Below are 14,618 nucleotides of genomic sequence, written 5' to 3'. Positions count from 1 at the left end.
CTACGACAAAGGGTGGTTCCGTTTGTGGACGCCGGCTCCGCCCGCCCTCACCGGGGCGGCACACACCGGATTGCCACATCCGGGCCGGTCAGCCGGGCCGGAGGTGGCAAGGCGGGTCAGCCGCGCAGGCGGCGGGCCGTCCGACCAGGTCAGCCGCGCAGGCGGCGGGCCCGGAGGTACTCACGGGCCAGCAGGCGCAGCGCGGCGGGCTTGGCCGGGCTCGCCGAGCGGCGCAACAGTGCGCCGAGGTCGGCGCGGGCGGCGGCGCTGGTGAGCTCCTCCACGCCGACGATGCAGTGGACCATCGGCCGGTGGGCGGGCGGCACCCGGTCGACGACGGCCCGGCCCTCGGCGAGGGTGCGGTCGGCCCGGTCGAGCAGGGCGGTGAGCAGCGCCCGGACGGCGGGCAGGTCGCGGCCCTGCTCCAGGTCGGCGCGGGTGACGCCGTGCTCCTCCAGCGTCCGCTCGGGGACGGTCAGCCGGCCGTCGGCGAGGTCCTCGGCGAGGTCGTTGACGAAGTCCAGCCGCTGGCTGCCGTCGATGAAGGTGCGGCAGGCGGCGCGGTAGTCGCGCTGGTCGCCGTCCGGGCCGATCAGGCCGGCGACCACCATGAAGCCGGGCAGCGAGTACCCGTCGACGTAGGCCTGGTAGTCCTCCTCGGTGGCGAAGCCGGTGAAGTCCAGGTCGGCGGCGGTCGCGGCGACGAAGTCCAGCACCCGGTCCCGCAGGACGGGGTGGGCGTCGACGCTGTTCAGCAGGGGGCGCAGCTCGGGGTCGTCGGTTCGGCCGGCGGCGAGGCCGTCGGTGACCCGCCGCTGCCAGCGGGCGGACGCCGCCCGGCGTTCGGCGAGCGGGCCGCTGTCGAGCAGGGTGTCGGTGCGGTGCATGAAGGCGGCGGCGGCGATCACGTGCGGGACCATCCGGGCGGGCAGCAGCAACTCGGCGGCGAGCGCGGCCTCCCGCCGGTACCGGGCCATCTGCTGCCGCTGCCGGGCGTAGTCGGCCCGCAGCCCGGCCTCCCGTACGCCGGCCGCGTCCAGCGCCCGCTCCCACCTGCCCACTCGGTCCACCCCGTCGCTCGTTCGCCGGGGACCGAGCGTAGCCGGTGGGAGCGGCCGGACCTATTCGGGCCCCGGGCCCGGAAGCAGGCCCCGGACAGGAGCCCGGACAGGGGCCCCGGCCGCAGGTCAGCTCTGGCGGATCGCGGAGAAGCCGCAGGCCGGGGTGCAGAGGGTGACGATGCCGCTGTAGCGGTAGGTCGTACGGCCCCGGGTGACGCTGTGGGTGGTGTGCTTCTCCCGCAGGTTGGGCTCCCGGCAGCGCGGGCAGGCGGCGCCGACCGGCCGGCCCCAGGGGCGGTTCGGGTTGAGCTTGGCGATGGAGACGACCATCAGGACGGCGGCCAGGCCGGCGCCGCCGAAGCCGACGATCCGCCACACCCCGTTGCCGGACTCCCGCCGGTCGATCATCTCGTCGTAGGAGTAGGTGCCCCCGCCCCCGCGGCTCGACCAGATCCGGCACTCGCTGTGTCGGGTCATCGTCTTGCCGTCGCAGGTCGGCGGGGTGTTCGGGTCCGACTTGCCGACCACCAGCGCCAGGAAGAAGCCGAGGGCGATCAGCAGGCCGAAGAAGACCACGGCGACGGTCCGGCTGCGGCCGGTGTGCAGCCGCTTGCGCTCGTTGTACGCCGTATCGATCACAGCCTGGGCCATGTTGCCCCCGTCGACCGCCACTGCTCTTCTCCTGTTGCCGTCCGGATCGCTCTCCCGGCCGTTGCCCCGCGCCGGATGGTCCCCCTCCGCGAGGGGGCGAGAAGAACCCACCATGATCGACGGGGGCCCGTACGGGACTTGGGGAGAGCTTGACCCTACGGTGACCTGCCGTGACCTCGGCGAACCCCTGTCGTGACCTCGGAGACCTGCTGTGCTCCGGAGACCTGCCGTGACCTCAGCGGCCCGCCGTGACTCAGCGGCCCGCCGTGACCGACGCCAGGTAGGCGGCCGCCCCGGCCGGGTCGAGGAACCAGTCGTCCAGGTCCGCCGGGTCGTCGAAGCCGTTGGCGAAGCGGTCGGCCACGGCCGGTACCCGGCCGCCCGCGCCGAACAGGTCGAGGACGTGCGGGGGCGGCGGGGCGAGCATCGCGTTGGTCCAGGTGGTGACGGGGCCCGCCGTCCGCCAGAAGCGGTCGAAGGCGGTCTGCTGGAAGTCGCGGTCGAAGGGCTTGTCGCCGTGGGCGAGGATCGCCTCCAGGTAGTCGGCGGCGCACTTGGCGGCGTTGTTCGAACCCTGGCCGGTGATCGGGTCGTTGAGGACGACGACGTCCGCGACGCCCAGCACCGCGGCGCCGCCGGGCAGTTCGCCGACCGGGTGGCGGACCACCGGGGTGAAGCGCCCGGCCAACGTGGCGCCGGCGTCGGTGAGTTCGACGCCGGAGCGGGTCCGGTCGTACTCCCAGGGGATGAACGTCTTCATCAACTCCAGTGTCACCCGCAGGTGTTCGGCCGGATCGCGGATCCCGTCGAAGGCATCCGCCGGGCCGCCCGGCTGGGCCTCCCAGAGCAGGATGTCGCAGGGCCCGGTCCCGGTCAGCGCCGGCACCGCGAAGAACTCCCCGACGCCCGGCACCACGTCGCAGCGCACCGCCGGGAAGTCGTGCTCGGGGCGCGGCCCGAGCCCGTGCACGTAGCTGGCGGCGAGCGCGCGCTGCGGCCGCTCGTACGGGGAGCGCACGAGGTCGCGCTCGAACAGCGAGGCCAGCGGGCCCTTGCCGGAGGCGACCAGCACCAGGTCGTAGGAGCCGGCCAGGTTCTGGAGGTCGGCGGGCGTCACCTGGCGCAGCTCGACCCGGCCGCCGCGCTCGGCGAACAGCTCCAGCCAGGCGGACATCTTCAGCCGCTGGTCGACGGACTGCGCGTAGGCGTCCAGCCGCCCGACCCAGTCGATCAGCCGCTCCCCCTGCGGCCCGGCGACCGACAGCCCGACGCCCTCGATCCGCGGCGCCCGGTCGGCCCACAGGTCCAGCCCGAGGGCGCGCTCGGTGCGCAGCGCGGAGTCGAACATGCACTGGCTGGACGTCACCCGCCCGTCGCGCACCTCCTCCGGGCCGCGGTCGGTCAGCACCGTCACGTCGTAGCCGTGGGCCTGGAGCCCCAGGGCCAGTTGGAGCCCCGCCTGCCCGGCTCCGACGATCAGAACTCTGCGCATCGCCCCTGCTCTCCTGGTGGTACGACCCGGACGGCGGCCGGCACGGCCCCGCCGCCACTGGTCTGCTTACCAGTCATCGCCCCGCCCGTCCACGGGCCGGACCGCTGTCCGCCGCACCCGGCGCCGCTGCCCGGACGCGAGCCGCCTCTCGCCCAACTCCCTACGAGCGTACGGGACATGGGCGGTCTTCGCGGGTCCGGGCGACCGAACCGGCTGCGGGCGGGAGGCGGGCCCGGCGGAACGGCCGCAGCCTCACCCCGAGACCAGCTGCCGCCCGCTGATCTCGTCCGGGCGGATCCGCACCCAGCGCGGCCGCCTCCCGCCCGCCCAGGGCGCCGCGCCGGGCAGGCCGGCCAGGCGCTCCAGCTCGACCGGGTCGTCCACGTAGTGCGCCGGACCGATGGCGAGCACGCTCCAGCCGCGCCCGAGGAACTCGTCGATGCGGTCGACCTGGAAGGAGACCGCGGCCCCCTCCTCCGGGGCGGCCGCGTCGTGCTCGCCGGTGAGGTAGGCGAAGGAGCCCTCGTCCACCACGTAGTTGACCGGCAGCACCACCGGCCCGGGCTCCACCGGCAGGGCGATCCGGCCGATCCCGTGACCGCCGACCAGCTGCCAGCAGTCCTGCTCGGTGAGGGCGAGCAGCCGGGGGCGCGGACCGGGGGAGCCCTGCCCGGGCGGGGCGTCGGCGCGGCCGGACAGCAGCTCGCCGCGGGTGCTGTCGAGGGCGGCGGCGATCCGGACGAAGCCCGCCGGATCGAACGCGGGCCCGGCGTCCAGCAGGCACCGCAGGTAGCGGGGGGCCATCGCGGCCCGGTTGGCCAGTGCCTCCTCGCTGAGGCCCAACTGCTCGCGCCGTTCGGTGATCCGGCGGGCCACGACGGCGGGGTCGGGGGTGTCGTGCACGGTGGTGACTCCTCACTTGCCGGAGGCCGTCGGGCCGCGTCCGGGCGTTGACCAGGCCGGTCCATCCAAGCGCCCGGCCTGCGGCAAGTCGAGCAACAGCACGGCCCGTGCGTGTCGGTGCGGCCGCCCTTGCCCCGGGCCCCCGTCCCCGCCCCATCCCCACCCCCTCCCCTCCTCTCCCGTCCCCCTCCCCGATCCGGTGCGCCGGAAGGCTCAGCTCCGCAGGCCCGACCGCCGTCGCCGCGTGACGATCGGCTGGAAGCCCCCGTGCGCCGGACGCCGGGAGAAGGGCCCGCCATGAACCTGAACCGACGACGCTTCCTCACCGCCCTCGGCGCCGCCGCCACGGCGGTGGCCGCCGGCGGCACCCCCGCCCGGGCACTCGTGGCCTTCCCGCCCCGCGACCGCGGCTGGGCGGCCGCACCGCCCGACTGGAAGGCGCTGCGGAACCGCCTGGGCACCCGGCTGGTGCTCCCCGCCGACCCCGGGTACGGGACCGCCCGGCTCGGCTACAACACGCTGAACGACGGCCGGCTCCCCGCCGCCGTGGCGCAGTGCGTGTCCGCCGACGACGTCCGGGCCTGCCTGGACGTGGCCCGCGGGCACGGGATCCCGATCGCGGCCCGCGGCGGCGGCCACGGCTACCTCGGGTACGGCATCCCCGCCCGCGGCCTGGTGATCGACCTGCGCCGGATGGCCGACGTCCGGGTGCAGCCCGACGGCACCGCGGAGATCGGCGCCGGCGCCCGCCTGATCGAGGTGTACGCGGCGCTCGCCGACGCGGGCCGGCTGCTCCCGGGCGGCAGCTGCCCGACCGTGGGGGTCAGCGGCCTGACCCTGGGCGGCGGCCTCGGCGTGCTGACCCGCAGGTACGGGCTCACCTGCGACCGGCTGACCGCTGCCGACGTGGTCACCGCCGACTCGCGCCTGCTCACCGCCTCGCCCACCACGGAGCCCGACCTGTACTGGGCGCTGCGCGGCGGCGGCGGAGGCAACTTCGGCATCGTCACCCGGTTCGCCTTCGCCACCGCCCCCGCTCCCGGCCTGACCGTCTTCGTGCTCGCCTTCCCGGCCGGCTCGGTGACCCAGGTGCTGGGGGCCTGGCAGCAGTGGGTCGCCGCGGCCCCGTACGAGCTCTGGGCCAGCTGCCAGATCTCCGGCGGCACGCCGCCCGGCTGCCGGATCGTGGGCTGCTACGTGGGCGACCCGAGCGGCGCGAACCCCCTGCTCGACCGCCTGGTGACGGCGGCCGGCACCACCCCGGCCTCGCGCACCGTCTCCCCCAGGGACTACCTCGGCGCCATGAAGTTCATGGCGGGCTGCTCGAACGACACCATCGCCCAGTGCCACCCCACCTGGGAGGGCGGCATCCTGCCCCGGGCCGGCTTCGTCGCGGTCTCCCGGGTACTGGGACCGGCACCGCTCGACCCGGCGGGGGTCACGGCGCTGATGGCCGGCCGCACCGGCGTCGACCTGCTGCTCGACTCCCTGGGCGGCGCCGTCGGCGAACTCGCCCCCGACGCCACCGCCTTCCCCCACCGCGACTCGCTCGCCACCGCCCAGGTCTACGCCGGCGCCACGTCGATCAGCGAGGACCGGGTCCGGACCACCGTGAACAGGATCCGCGACGGGCTGGCCGCTCTCGGCGCGCACGGCGCGTACGTCAACTACATCGACGGCACGCTGCCCGACTGGGGCCGCGCCTACTACGGCGGGAACCTGCCCCGGCTGAAGGACGTGGCCCGCCGCTACGACCCGGACGGGGTCTTCGCCTTCCCCCAGTCCGTGGCGGCCGCGTAGCGTCACCGGCATCGACGGGCCGATCCGGCCCGGGGTCTCCTGACCGCCCCCGGGGCGGCCGACTTCCCGGATAGGGTGGGCCGTCATGACACGTGTGTGGAAGCTGCCGCTGCTGTTCGCGCTCTGCGGCGCGGCCGTCGCGGCCGGAACGGCCGTCGGCGGACGTCCCGGCCTGGCCGTGCTCCACCTGCTGCTGTTCGCGGCGCTCGCGGGCCTGCACTCGCCGCTGCCGTTCCCGGAACCGATCGGCGCGGCGGAGGCCCGGCGCCGCAGCGCGGCCGACGGCCGACCGGTGGTCTACTGGCGCCCCGGCTGCAAGTACTGCCTGCGACTGCGCCTCCGGCTGGGCCGGTCGGCCCGACAGCTGCACTGGGTCGACATCTGGCGCGACCCGGAGGCGGCGGCCGCGGTCCGGGCGGCCAACGACGGCAACGAGACCGTCCCGACCGTCGTTGTCGACGGCCGGCCGCACACCAACCCCGACCCCGCCTGGGTGCGCGCCCTGGTTCCCGCCGCGGCTTGACCGAAGGGCGGCGGTCAGCACCGATCGCTCCGCCGGCCCCGAGCCATAGGCCGGCTCTATGACGTCATAGATCACCACCGCCTACTTCCCTGGTCATTCGTAGGGTTTGCTACAAAGGTTCGGACCACCTTTGCGCCGCGCCCGACCGGAGGACCACTCGTCATGCCCCGCCCGATCCGAGTCGCGATCGTCGGAGCCGGCCCCGCCGGCATCTACGCCGCGGACGCCCTGCTGAAGTCCGACGCCGCCCAGGCCCCCGGTGTCTCGATCGACCTGTTCGAGCGGATGCCCGCCCCGTTCGGCCTGATCCGCTACGGGGTCGCGCCCGACCACCCGCGCATCAAGGGCATCGTCACGGCCCTGCACCAGGTGCTGGACAAGCCCCAGGTCCGGCTGTTCGGCAACGTCGACTACCCGAACGACCTCGCGCTGGACGACCTGCACCGCTTCTACGACGCCGTGGTCTTCTCCACCGGAGCGATGGCCGACCGCGCCCTGGACATACCCGGGATCCACCTCGACGGCTCCTACGGCGCCGCCGACTTCGTCTCCTGGTACGACGGCCACCCGGACGTGCCCCGGACCTGGCCGCTGGAGGCCGAGAAGGTCGCCGTCCTCGGCGTCGGCAACGTCGCCCTGGACGTCGCCCGGATCCTCGCCAAGACCGCCGACGAGCTGCTGCCCACCGAGATCCCGCCGAACGTCCACGAGGGCCTGCGGCGCAACCGGGCCGTCGAGGTGCACGTCTTCGGCCGCCGCGGCCCCGCCCAGGCCAAGTTCAGCCCGATGGAGCTGCGCGAGCTGGACCACTCCCCCACCATCGAGGTGATCGTCGCCCCCGAGGACATCGAGTACGACGAGGGCTCGATCGCCGAGCGCCGCGCGGTCAAGCACGTCGACCTGGTCGCCTCGACGCTGGAGAACTGGGCGATCCGGGACGTCGGCGACCGTCCGCACCGGGTGTACCTGCACTTCTTCGAGTCCCCGGTGGAGGTGCTCGGCGAGGACGGCCGGGTGGTCGGCCTGCGCACCGAGCGCACCGAGCTCGACGGCACCGGCAACGTGCGCGGCACCGGGCGGTTCACCGACTGGGACGTGCAGTCGGTCTACCGCGCGGTCGGCTACTACTCCGACGAGCTGCCCAAGCTGCCCTTCGACCCGGCCTCGGGCACCGTCCCGCACCAGGCCGGGCGGGTCCTGGACGGCGACGGCTCGCACCGCACCGCCACGTACGTCACCGGCTGGATCAAGCGCGGCCCGGTCGGCCTGATCGGCCACACCAAGGGCGACGCCAACGAGACCGTCGCCTGCCTGCTGGACGACCACGCCGCCGACCGCCTGCCCGGCGCCGCCGAGCCGGACCCGGCGGCCGTCGAGGAGCACCTGCGCGCCCAGGGCGTCCGCTTCACCACCTGGGCGGGCTGGCAGCTGCTGGACGCCCACGAGCGCGCGCTCGGCGAGGCCGAGCAGCGCGAGCGGGTGAAGGTCGTCGAGCGCGAGGACATGCTCCGCCACAGCGGGGCCTGAGCCCCGCGGGGGCCGCCGAAATCCCGTGGGAATTCCACCCGGAGCACTCCCACGGGATTTCGGCGGATGACCACACCGGCTGATGAACACCCATCCGGCGACCGCACTGTCGGATGGATGGCGGCGCCGCCCGGTGACCGCGCCCGTCAGGCGCGGACGATCGGCAGGAGCAACTCGTCCACGATCTCCGCCGGGTCGAGCTGGACCGCGTCCCCGCCGCACATCTTGATCCGGTAGAGCATCAGCGCCGGCACCAGGTCGGTCACCAGCGGCGTGACCGCCCCGGGGCGGACCTCGCCGCGCGTGGTGCCGCGGTCCAGCACCTCGGCGATCAGCGCCGTCGTCGGCCGGACCACCCGTTCCAGCACGATCTCCACGAAGGCGTGCGCCCGCTGGTGGTCGAGTTCGCTCATGATCGCCCGCACCGCGGCGCCGAGCTCGCTGAACATCGCGGCGCGCAGCCTGGTGACCACCTCCAGCAGGTCCCCGCGCAGGCTGCCGGTGTCGGGGGCCGGGCCGGACGGCGGCAGGCTGGCCCGCAGCGCGTCCTTGACCAGCTCCTCCTTGGACGGCCAGCGGCGGTAGAGCGCGGCCTTGCCGGTCTGCGCGGCGGCGGCCACTCCCTCCATGGTCAGCCGGGCGTAGCCGTCGGTGGTGAGCTGCTGGAGGACCGCCTCGTAGATGGCGCTCTCCAGCGCCTCGCCGCGCCGGCGCAGCGGGGTGCCCGTCACCGTTCCGTGCCCGGCATCCATCTCAGCGGTCATGGTTGCGCACCTTCTTCAGTCGCCTTTCCTCGGTCCCGTCGCTCCACGCGCGCGCCGCGGATCTCCGGGAAATGCCGGGCCGGTCGCGCGAATGGTGGGGCATTTCCTCTATCACGATTCCCTTAAGCCCCGACATAGCCGGGGGCTACTGTCGATGTTAGTGAACGAACCCGTTCCCGCCGTCTTCCAGGTTGCGCCGTGCGGTGCCCTCCACCCGTACGTGACCACCCCTCCTGTGCGTGACCACCCCACCCGTGCGTGACGACCGATCCGTACGACGGGACCGGGACGGGACCGTGGCCCCATGCGGTTGGGGCACTACTGGCGGTGGCATGGAGGAGCAGGTCGAAGCGGACCGCCTGCGGAACCCCGTGGAGGACCCCATGACCGACAGAACGGCCGGCGCGGCGCTGGTGGCGGCCGGTGCCGCCGCGGTATTCGCCGCCGTGAGCGTCGCCGCCGCCCGGGCGTGCCGGTGCCCGGTCCCGGGCGCCGAGGGCGCCTCGGGAGCGGGACGGCGCCGCCCCGTCACCACCGACACCGGTACGGCTCTCGGCACCCGCAGCGACCGCCGCTGCACACCGCCGAACCACTGCTGAACCCCCGCCGCCCCTCGTTCCCTACGAATCCCGTCCCCCGCCCCCGGCCGCCACCCGTCGCGAGCCGGGGGCCTCTTCGCTGCACCGCGCGCCCGAGCCGGTCGCCGCTCGCCCGCTCGGGCGCTCGCCCGTTCACCCGCTTGAGCGCTCGGGTGCTCGGGCGCTCGGGCACTGCGGTCGGAGGCGCCGGGTCAGCCGCTCGCGGGCCGGCGCGGGAGCACCGCGTGCACCCGGGTACCGTGCCGCAGGGCGTCCACGGTGCAACGGCCGCCGATCTCCGCCGCCCGCTCGGACATCGACCGGAGCCCCACCCCCGGGATCTCCGGAGGGCCGTGACCGGGCCCCCGCCCGTCGTCCTCGACGTCGAGTTCCAGGTGCCCGTCGTCGACCTGGACGGACACCGTGGCACTTCCCGCCCGGGCGTGGCGCAGCACGTTGTTGAGCGCCTCCGCGGTGATCCGGTACACCGCGACCTCGACGGCGGCCGGCAGGGCCGGCAGCGGATCGGGCTCCAGCCGGGTGGCGACGGCGAGATCCGGGCCGCTGAAGGTCTCGGCCAGCCGGCTCAGCGCCAGTGACAGACCGTAGTCACCCAGCGCGGTGGGCCCGAGCCGGTCGGTGATCCGCCGGACCTCCCGGACCGCCGTGGCGAGGTCGTCCGCGACCCGGTCCAGCACCACCGCGTAGCACGCCGGGTCGTCAACCGCCGCGGCGCCCTGGAGGCGCAGCCGCAGCCCGGCCAGCATCGGGCCGAGGCCGTCGTGGATGTCCCGGCGCAGCTGGCGGCGCTCCTCCTCGCGGGCGGCGACGATCTGTTCGCGGCTGGCCCGCAGGTCCTCCGTCAGCTGGAGCGAGGCGACGGCGGGCGCGGCCTGGTCGGCCAGCGAACGCAGGACGTCTCGGTCGCTGTCGTCCAGCACCCGCTGCCCCTCGCGGGGGGCGACGGTGAGCCGTCCGATCTGTTCCCCGCGGTGCACCAGGGGGAAGCCCTCCCCGCTGCCGGAGCGTTCGCCCACGGCGGCCAGCGACCGCTCACCGCTGCGCGTGGTGACGGTCAACTCCACACCGGGCAGCAGTAGTTCGTCACTCACGGTGCGGCACAGCACGGCCGGCACCTCCTGCGGGTCGACGGTCTGGCTGACCCGGCCCGCGAGGCTGCGCAGCACCTGGTACGGCTGCGCGCGCGAGCCGTAGTACCAGCGGTCGACCAGTCCGGAGGTCCAGTGCACGCCCCGGGGCAGACCGACCGCCAGCAGGAAGATCGCGGCGACCACCAGCAGTCCTCCGAGGCCCTGGCCCGGCATCAGCATGGTGGAGAGCAGTCGGGCCACCGCCAGGAACACCAGGGCCAGTCCGGCGGCCACCAGCAGGCCGACCAGCACCCGTCGGGCCGCCCGGTCCAGCCGCCAGGAGCCGTCCCGGACCACCACGGCGGCCAGGGTGACCGTCCAGAGCGCCGAGGTGACGGCGAAGGCGACGAGCGAGGCCGTGCTGTGTCCGAAGTAGTCGCCGAAGTCGGCCGCCCCCCACAGCAGGTACACGCCGAGGGCGATCAGCACGTTCTGCCGGCGCCGCCGGGACACCCCGCGGATCCGGGCGAGCGGAACCAGCACCACCAGGACGGTCAGCGCGACGAACACGGCGAGCTGGGCATCGAGCATCCGGCCGTTGAAGCCGTCCAGCCACTTCGCGACGGCACTGCCGGCGAACGGATTGGGCCGGCCGAAGACGGTGGGCTCGGAGAGCACGTAGAGCGACGGAGGCAGCCTCCACACGGCCACGGCTCCGACCGCGAACCACCAGCGCCTGCTCGGCAGTCTCCCGTACGGCAGCCACAACGGCAGCGCGTGCCACAGGGTGCCGTCGACGAGGTAGCCCACCCCCACCAGGATCACCACCGCCCCGACCACGTGCGAGTCGGCCGCCTGCCCCCAGAGCGGGGTCTGGGCGGCGAGCGGGACGATCACCGCCGTCCCGTACGCGAGGAGCACCCAGCCGAGCTGGTTGCCGGGCCGGTGGGCGTGCAGCAGCACCCCGCCGGCGACGGCGGCGAGGCCGTAGCCGAGTTCCGGCAGCAGGCGCACGGGCGTCGCCGTCCCGGGTGCTCCGAGGTGGGTCAGCACGTACCCGACCCACAGGCCGCCGGCCACCAGGCAGACCAGCGCGCACAGCCCGGCCGCGGCCAGTTGCCGCTCCGCCGGCCCGGACCGCGGCCGCCACCGGGCTCTTCGCGTGATCTCCGCAGCCATGTCCGCCCTTTCGCCGCCGGGCTCCCGCCGATCTCTGCAGTCTGCGCCACCCGTTGTCCCGGGCGCATGAGGCAACGGCCCCGCCGGCCGCCGGGGCGGCCGAACGCTCCCGGCGCGGTCGGCTCCGAGAGGCGGCCGACCCGGCGCCCGCCGATACTGGGGCGGCCCGGATTCTTACGGAGGAACCATGGGATACGGTCTCGGCGTACGGCTCGACCAGCCGTTCGCGCAGGCGGTGGAGGCGGTCACCGCCGCGCTCAAGGAGCAGGGGTTCGGCGTCCTGACCACCATCGACGTCCGGGCCACCCTGCGGGAGAAGATCGGTGCGGAGATCGAGGACTACCTTATCCTCGGGGCCTGCAACCCCGCCCTCGCCCACCGCGCGCTCCAGGCCGACCCCCGCATCGGGCTGCTGCTGCCGTGCAACGTGGTGGTGCGGACGGACGGCGGCGCCACGGTGGTGGAGGCCGTCGACCCGCAGACGATGGTCACCCTGGCGGGGCCCGGGGGCGGGCTCGGCGGCGTCGCGGACGAGGCGGCGCAGCGGCTGACCGCCGCCCTGGACACCCTGCGCGGATGAGGAGCAGACCATGACCGAACCCGCCGCCACCACGCCAGTCCCCGCCGAACCGGCCGCCACCGAACCCGTCGCCACCGAACCCGTCGTCGTCGGATACGACGGATCCCCCGAGAGCCTCGCCGCCACCGAGTGGGCCGCCCACGAGGCGCGGCGCCGCGGCTGCCCGCTGGACGTCCTGCAGGCCTGGCCGTGGCCGCGCCAGGACGTGGTCGGCAGCGAGGAGACCTACCGGCACGCGATGGACCAACTGGCGTTCCGGACCGAGGAGTTGCGCCCACTGGCCGGGCCCGGCCCGGTCACCTCGTCGATCGTCCCGACCGACCCGGCCGAGGCCCTGGAGGCGGCCGGGAACTCGGCCGCCCTGCTCGTCCTGGGCTCCCGCGGCCTCGGCGCGGTGCGCGGCTTCCTGGTCGGCTCGGTGAGCCAGGAGGTGCTGCGCCGGGCGGGCTGCCCGGTGGTGCTGGTCCGGGCGGAGGCGGCCGAGCCCGAGGGCCCGGTCCTGGTCGGCCTCGACCTGGCCCACCCGATGGACGACGTCCTGGCCTTCGCCTTCGACGCCGCCATCCGGCGCCGGGCCCCGCTGCGGGTGGTGCACATCTGGTCCCCGCCGGTCTCCAGCGAGTACATGGCGCTCCAGGCCGTCGGCGGACTGAAGGGCGAACTCTCCGCCGTCGAGCGGACCCGCTTCGCCGAACAGCTGGACCCCTGGCGCGAGCGCCACCCCGAGGTGTCGGTGACCGCCGACCTGATCCAGGGCAGCCGCTCCACCGCCCTGGTGGACGCGGCGACCGGAGCCCGCCTCCTCGTCATCGGCCGCCGCATCCGCCGCACCCTGCTCGGCGCCCACCTGGGCCCCGTCGCCCACGCCGCGATCCACCACGTGCACTGCCCGGTCGCCCTCGTCCCCCACGCGTGACCGGGGCCACCCTGCCGCCCTTGTGCTGTCACGCGTCGCAACGATCCCCCCGGAGCAGGGAGGATCAGACAACATAATCGCCGGCAGTGACGGGCCCGGCTGACCCCCGCTAGCGCGGGGAGGACCAGACGGCTTGGGCCATGGACGCGGCGCGCGGCTGACCCCCGCTGGCGCGGGGAGGACGGGATCGCCCGGAACGCGGCCTGCAGCCGTGCCGGCTGACCCCCGCTGGCGCGGGAAGGACCACCGCCCCGAGGTCACCACCGGCGGGTTCGCCGACTGACCCCCGCTGGCGCGGGGAGGACATGGCAATTGCTGATGGCCATGCACTGTACAACGGCTGACCCCCGCTGGCGCGGGGAGGACAAGCCCAAAATCGGGGAATTTGGACAGCATGCACGGCTGACCCCCGCTGGCGCGGGGAGGACGAAGTAGGGAGCCCAGTGCCCGAGTACCTGCTCGGCTGACCCCCGCTGGCGCGGGGAGGACCGTCGGGAGGGAAGAAGTGCCGGTGGAGGCGGCGGCTGACCCCCGCTGGCGCGGGGAGGACTCCAAGTCGATGGCCTGCTCGCGTGCCCACGTCGGCTGACCCCCGCTGGCGCGGGGAGGACTGCCCGCCGGTGGTCAGGGTGGCGGAGGCGCTCGGCTGACCCCCGCTGGCGCGGGGAGGACTCCCAGTCGTCGATCTGGTACTCGCTGCGGTTCGGCTGACCCCCGCTGGCGCGGGGAGGACGCCCCGGCCAAGACCGACTCCGGCACGACCGACGGCTGACCCCCGCTGGCGCGGGGAGGACGGCCACTGCTGGCCGTGCATGTTGACCAGGCCCGGCTGACCCCCGCTGGCGCGGGGAGGACGTCAGCAGCATGGGCACATCGTCCATGGCCCACGGCTGACCCCCGCTGGCGCGGGGAGGACAGCATGGTGAGTCGGCCCTGGGCGTCGGCGAGCGGCTGACCCCCGCTGGCGCGGGGAGGACCTCGTACCACTCGGAGAGCCCCGTCGCGGGGTCGGCTGACCCCCGCTGGCGCGGGGAGGACGGCCTCGTCATCCACTCCGAGAAGTCCGGGGACGGCTGACCCCCGCTGGCGCAGGGAGGACGCGGCGTCCCGGATCGCCTCCGTGCGCCGGGCCGGCTGACCCCCGCTGGCGCAGGGAGGACGCTGTACCCAGGGCTGTTCCCGGCCGAGGCCCCGGCTGACCCCCGCTGGCGCGGGGAGGACGGGCCCTTGCGCCGGTAGCTGTCGAGACTCGACGGCTGACCCCCGCTGGCGCGGGGAGGACTCCGTCAGATCGGCAGTCGAGATCCCCAGCTGCGGCTGACCCCCGCTGGCGCGGGGAGGACTCGCGCACGGACTGGACGTGGTCGAGCAGCCCCGGCTGACCCCCGCTGGCGCGGGGAGGACGCCGAGGTGGTGCCCGCCGTCGGAGAATCAACCGGCTGACCCCCGCTGGCGCGGGGAGGACGGGTCCTCGGTGTGCTGCTCGGCGAGCAGTGCCGGCTGACCCCCGCTGGCGCGGGGAGGACCACAGGTCGTCGTGGTAGTGGTCGTTG

Annotated in this window: 12 protein-coding genes and 1 CRISPR repeat array (1 of these 13 cut by a window edge); of the genes, 6 read left to right on the top strand and 6 right to left on the bottom strand. The window is 74.9% G+C overall.

What is annotated here, in order from left to right; genetic code table 11:
- Positions 1 to 149 precede the first annotated feature (149 nt).
- From ACZ5GH_RS35120 to ACZ5GH_RS35105, 4 genes are all read right to left on the bottom strand, one after another.
- Entirely contained in the window at positions 150 to 1,061 is a 912-nt protein-coding gene (locus tag ACZ5GH_RS35120) for a phytoene/squalene synthase family protein (RefSeq protein WP_464336344.1), read from the bottom strand.
- Positions 1,062 to 1,187: 126 nt separating this feature from the next.
- On the bottom strand, positions 1,188 to 1,733 hold the full coding sequence (locus tag ACZ5GH_RS35115) for a hypothetical protein (protein ID WP_464336343.1): 546 nt from the start codon (positions 1,731 to 1,733) through the stop codon (positions 1,188 to 1,190).
- A 232-nt stretch (positions 1,734 to 1,965) separates the two neighbouring features.
- Complete coding sequence (locus ACZ5GH_RS35110) at positions 1,966 to 3,204, bottom strand: styrene monooxygenase/indole monooxygenase family protein (RefSeq protein WP_387755879.1); 1,239 nt, start codon at positions 3,202 to 3,204, stop codon at positions 1,966 to 1,968.
- A 252-nt stretch (positions 3,205 to 3,456) separates the two neighbouring features.
- On the bottom strand, positions 3,457 to 4,107 hold the full coding sequence (locus ACZ5GH_RS35105) for a pyridoxamine 5'-phosphate oxidase family protein (protein WP_464336342.1): 651 nt from the start codon (positions 4,105 to 4,107) through the stop codon (positions 3,457 to 3,459).
- A 297-nt stretch (positions 4,108 to 4,404) separates the two neighbouring features.
- On the opposite strand from ACZ5GH_RS35105, the gene ACZ5GH_RS35100 reads away from it, so the two are divergent.
- The 3 genes from ACZ5GH_RS35100 (at position 4,405) to ACZ5GH_RS35090 (ending at position 7,957) form a co-directional block, all read left to right on the top strand.
- Positions 4,405 to 5,907 (top strand): FAD-binding oxidoreductase, encoded by a 1,503-nt coding sequence (locus tag ACZ5GH_RS35100; RefSeq protein ID WP_387755875.1) that lies wholly within the window; start codon positions 4,405 to 4,407, stop codon positions 5,905 to 5,907.
- 85 nt (positions 5,908 to 5,992) lie between these two features.
- On the top strand, positions 5,993 to 6,430 hold the full coding sequence (locus ACZ5GH_RS35095; protein ID WP_387755873.1) for a glutaredoxin domain-containing protein: 438 nt from the start codon (positions 5,993 to 5,995) through the stop codon (positions 6,428 to 6,430).
- A gap of 162 nt (positions 6,431 to 6,592) precedes the next feature.
- Positions 6,593 to 7,957, top strand: a complete 1,365-nt coding sequence (locus ACZ5GH_RS35090; protein ID WP_401103455.1) for an FAD-dependent oxidoreductase — start codon at positions 6,593 to 6,595, stop codon at positions 7,955 to 7,957.
- 146 nt (positions 7,958 to 8,103) lie between these two features.
- Here ACZ5GH_RS35090 and ACZ5GH_RS35085 read toward each other — a convergent pair whose 3' ends face one another.
- Positions 8,104 to 8,721 carry a TetR-like C-terminal domain-containing protein gene (locus tag ACZ5GH_RS35085; protein ID WP_387755869.1) on the bottom strand — a complete coding sequence of 206 codons (618 nt, stop codon included), beginning with the start codon at positions 8,719 to 8,721 and terminating at the stop codon, positions 8,104 to 8,106.
- Between the two features lie 383 nt (positions 8,722 to 9,104).
- Between ACZ5GH_RS35085 and ACZ5GH_RS35080 the strand changes: the two genes are divergently transcribed.
- Positions 9,105 to 9,320: a hypothetical protein gene (locus ACZ5GH_RS35080; protein ID WP_387755867.1), complete on the top strand. Its 216-nt coding sequence runs from the start codon at positions 9,105 to 9,107 to the stop codon at positions 9,318 to 9,320.
- A gap of 191 nt (positions 9,321 to 9,511) precedes the next feature.
- Here the strand turns inward: ACZ5GH_RS35080 and ACZ5GH_RS35075 are convergent, their stop codons facing one another.
- On the bottom strand, positions 9,512 to 11,569 hold the full coding sequence (locus ACZ5GH_RS35075) for a GAF domain-containing sensor histidine kinase (RefSeq protein WP_464336341.1): 2,058 nt from the start codon (positions 11,567 to 11,569) through the stop codon (positions 9,512 to 9,514).
- A 187-nt stretch (positions 11,570 to 11,756) separates the two neighbouring features.
- Between ACZ5GH_RS35075 and ACZ5GH_RS35070 the strand changes: the two genes are divergently transcribed.
- Positions 11,757 to 12,149 carry a DUF302 domain-containing protein gene (locus ACZ5GH_RS35070; RefSeq protein WP_464336340.1) on the top strand — a complete coding sequence of 131 codons (393 nt, stop codon included), beginning with the start codon at positions 11,757 to 11,759 and terminating at the stop codon, positions 12,147 to 12,149.
- A gap of 10 nt (positions 12,150 to 12,159) precedes the next feature.
- On the top strand, positions 12,160 to 13,065 hold the full coding sequence (locus ACZ5GH_RS35065) for a universal stress protein (protein ID WP_464336339.1): 906 nt from the start codon (positions 12,160 to 12,162) through the stop codon (positions 13,063 to 13,065).
- Between the two features lie 96 nt (positions 13,066 to 13,161).
- Positions 13,162 to 14,618: a CRISPR direct-repeat array (repeat unit 29 nt; unit sequence CGGCTGACCCCCGCTGGCGCGGGGAGGAC) (it continues 339 nt past the right edge of the window).

The sequence above is a fragment of the Kitasatospora sp. Xyl93 genome (assembly GCF_055383135.1).
Note: the sequence above shows the minus strand (reverse complement) of the source record. Positions and strands in the feature narration are given on the sequence as shown.

Excerpts from the sequence above, each read along its gene's own strand:
- ACZ5GH_RS35065 (WP_464336339.1), top strand. The coding sequence starts at position 12,160 with ATGACCGAACCCGCCGCCACCACGCCAGTCCCCGCCGAACCGGCCGCC.
- ACZ5GH_RS35075 (WP_464336341.1), bottom strand. The coding sequence starts at position 11,569 with ATGGCTGCGGAGATCACGCGAAGAGCCCGGTGGCGGCCGCGGTCCGGG.
- ACZ5GH_RS35110 (WP_387755879.1), bottom strand. The coding sequence starts at position 3,204 with ATGCGCAGAGTTCTGATCGTCGGAGCCGGGCAGGCGGGGCTCCAACTG.
- ACZ5GH_RS35085 (WP_387755869.1), bottom strand. The coding sequence starts at position 8,721 with ATGACCGCTGAGATGGATGCCGGGCACGGAACGGTGACGGGCACCCCG.
- ACZ5GH_RS35090 (WP_401103455.1), top strand. The coding sequence starts at position 6,593 with ATGCCCCGCCCGATCCGAGTCGCGATCGTCGGAGCCGGCCCCGCCGGC.
- ACZ5GH_RS35100 (WP_387755875.1), top strand. The coding sequence starts at position 4,405 with ATGAACCTGAACCGACGACGCTTCCTCACCGCCCTCGGCGCCGCCGCC.
- ACZ5GH_RS35095 (WP_387755873.1), top strand. The coding sequence starts at position 5,993 with ATGACACGTGTGTGGAAGCTGCCGCTGCTGTTCGCGCTCTGCGGCGCG.
- ACZ5GH_RS35070 (WP_464336340.1), top strand. The coding sequence starts at position 11,757 with ATGGGATACGGTCTCGGCGTACGGCTCGACCAGCCGTTCGCGCAGGCG.
- ACZ5GH_RS35080 (WP_387755867.1), top strand. The coding sequence starts at position 9,105 with ATGACCGACAGAACGGCCGGCGCGGCGCTGGTGGCGGCCGGTGCCGCC.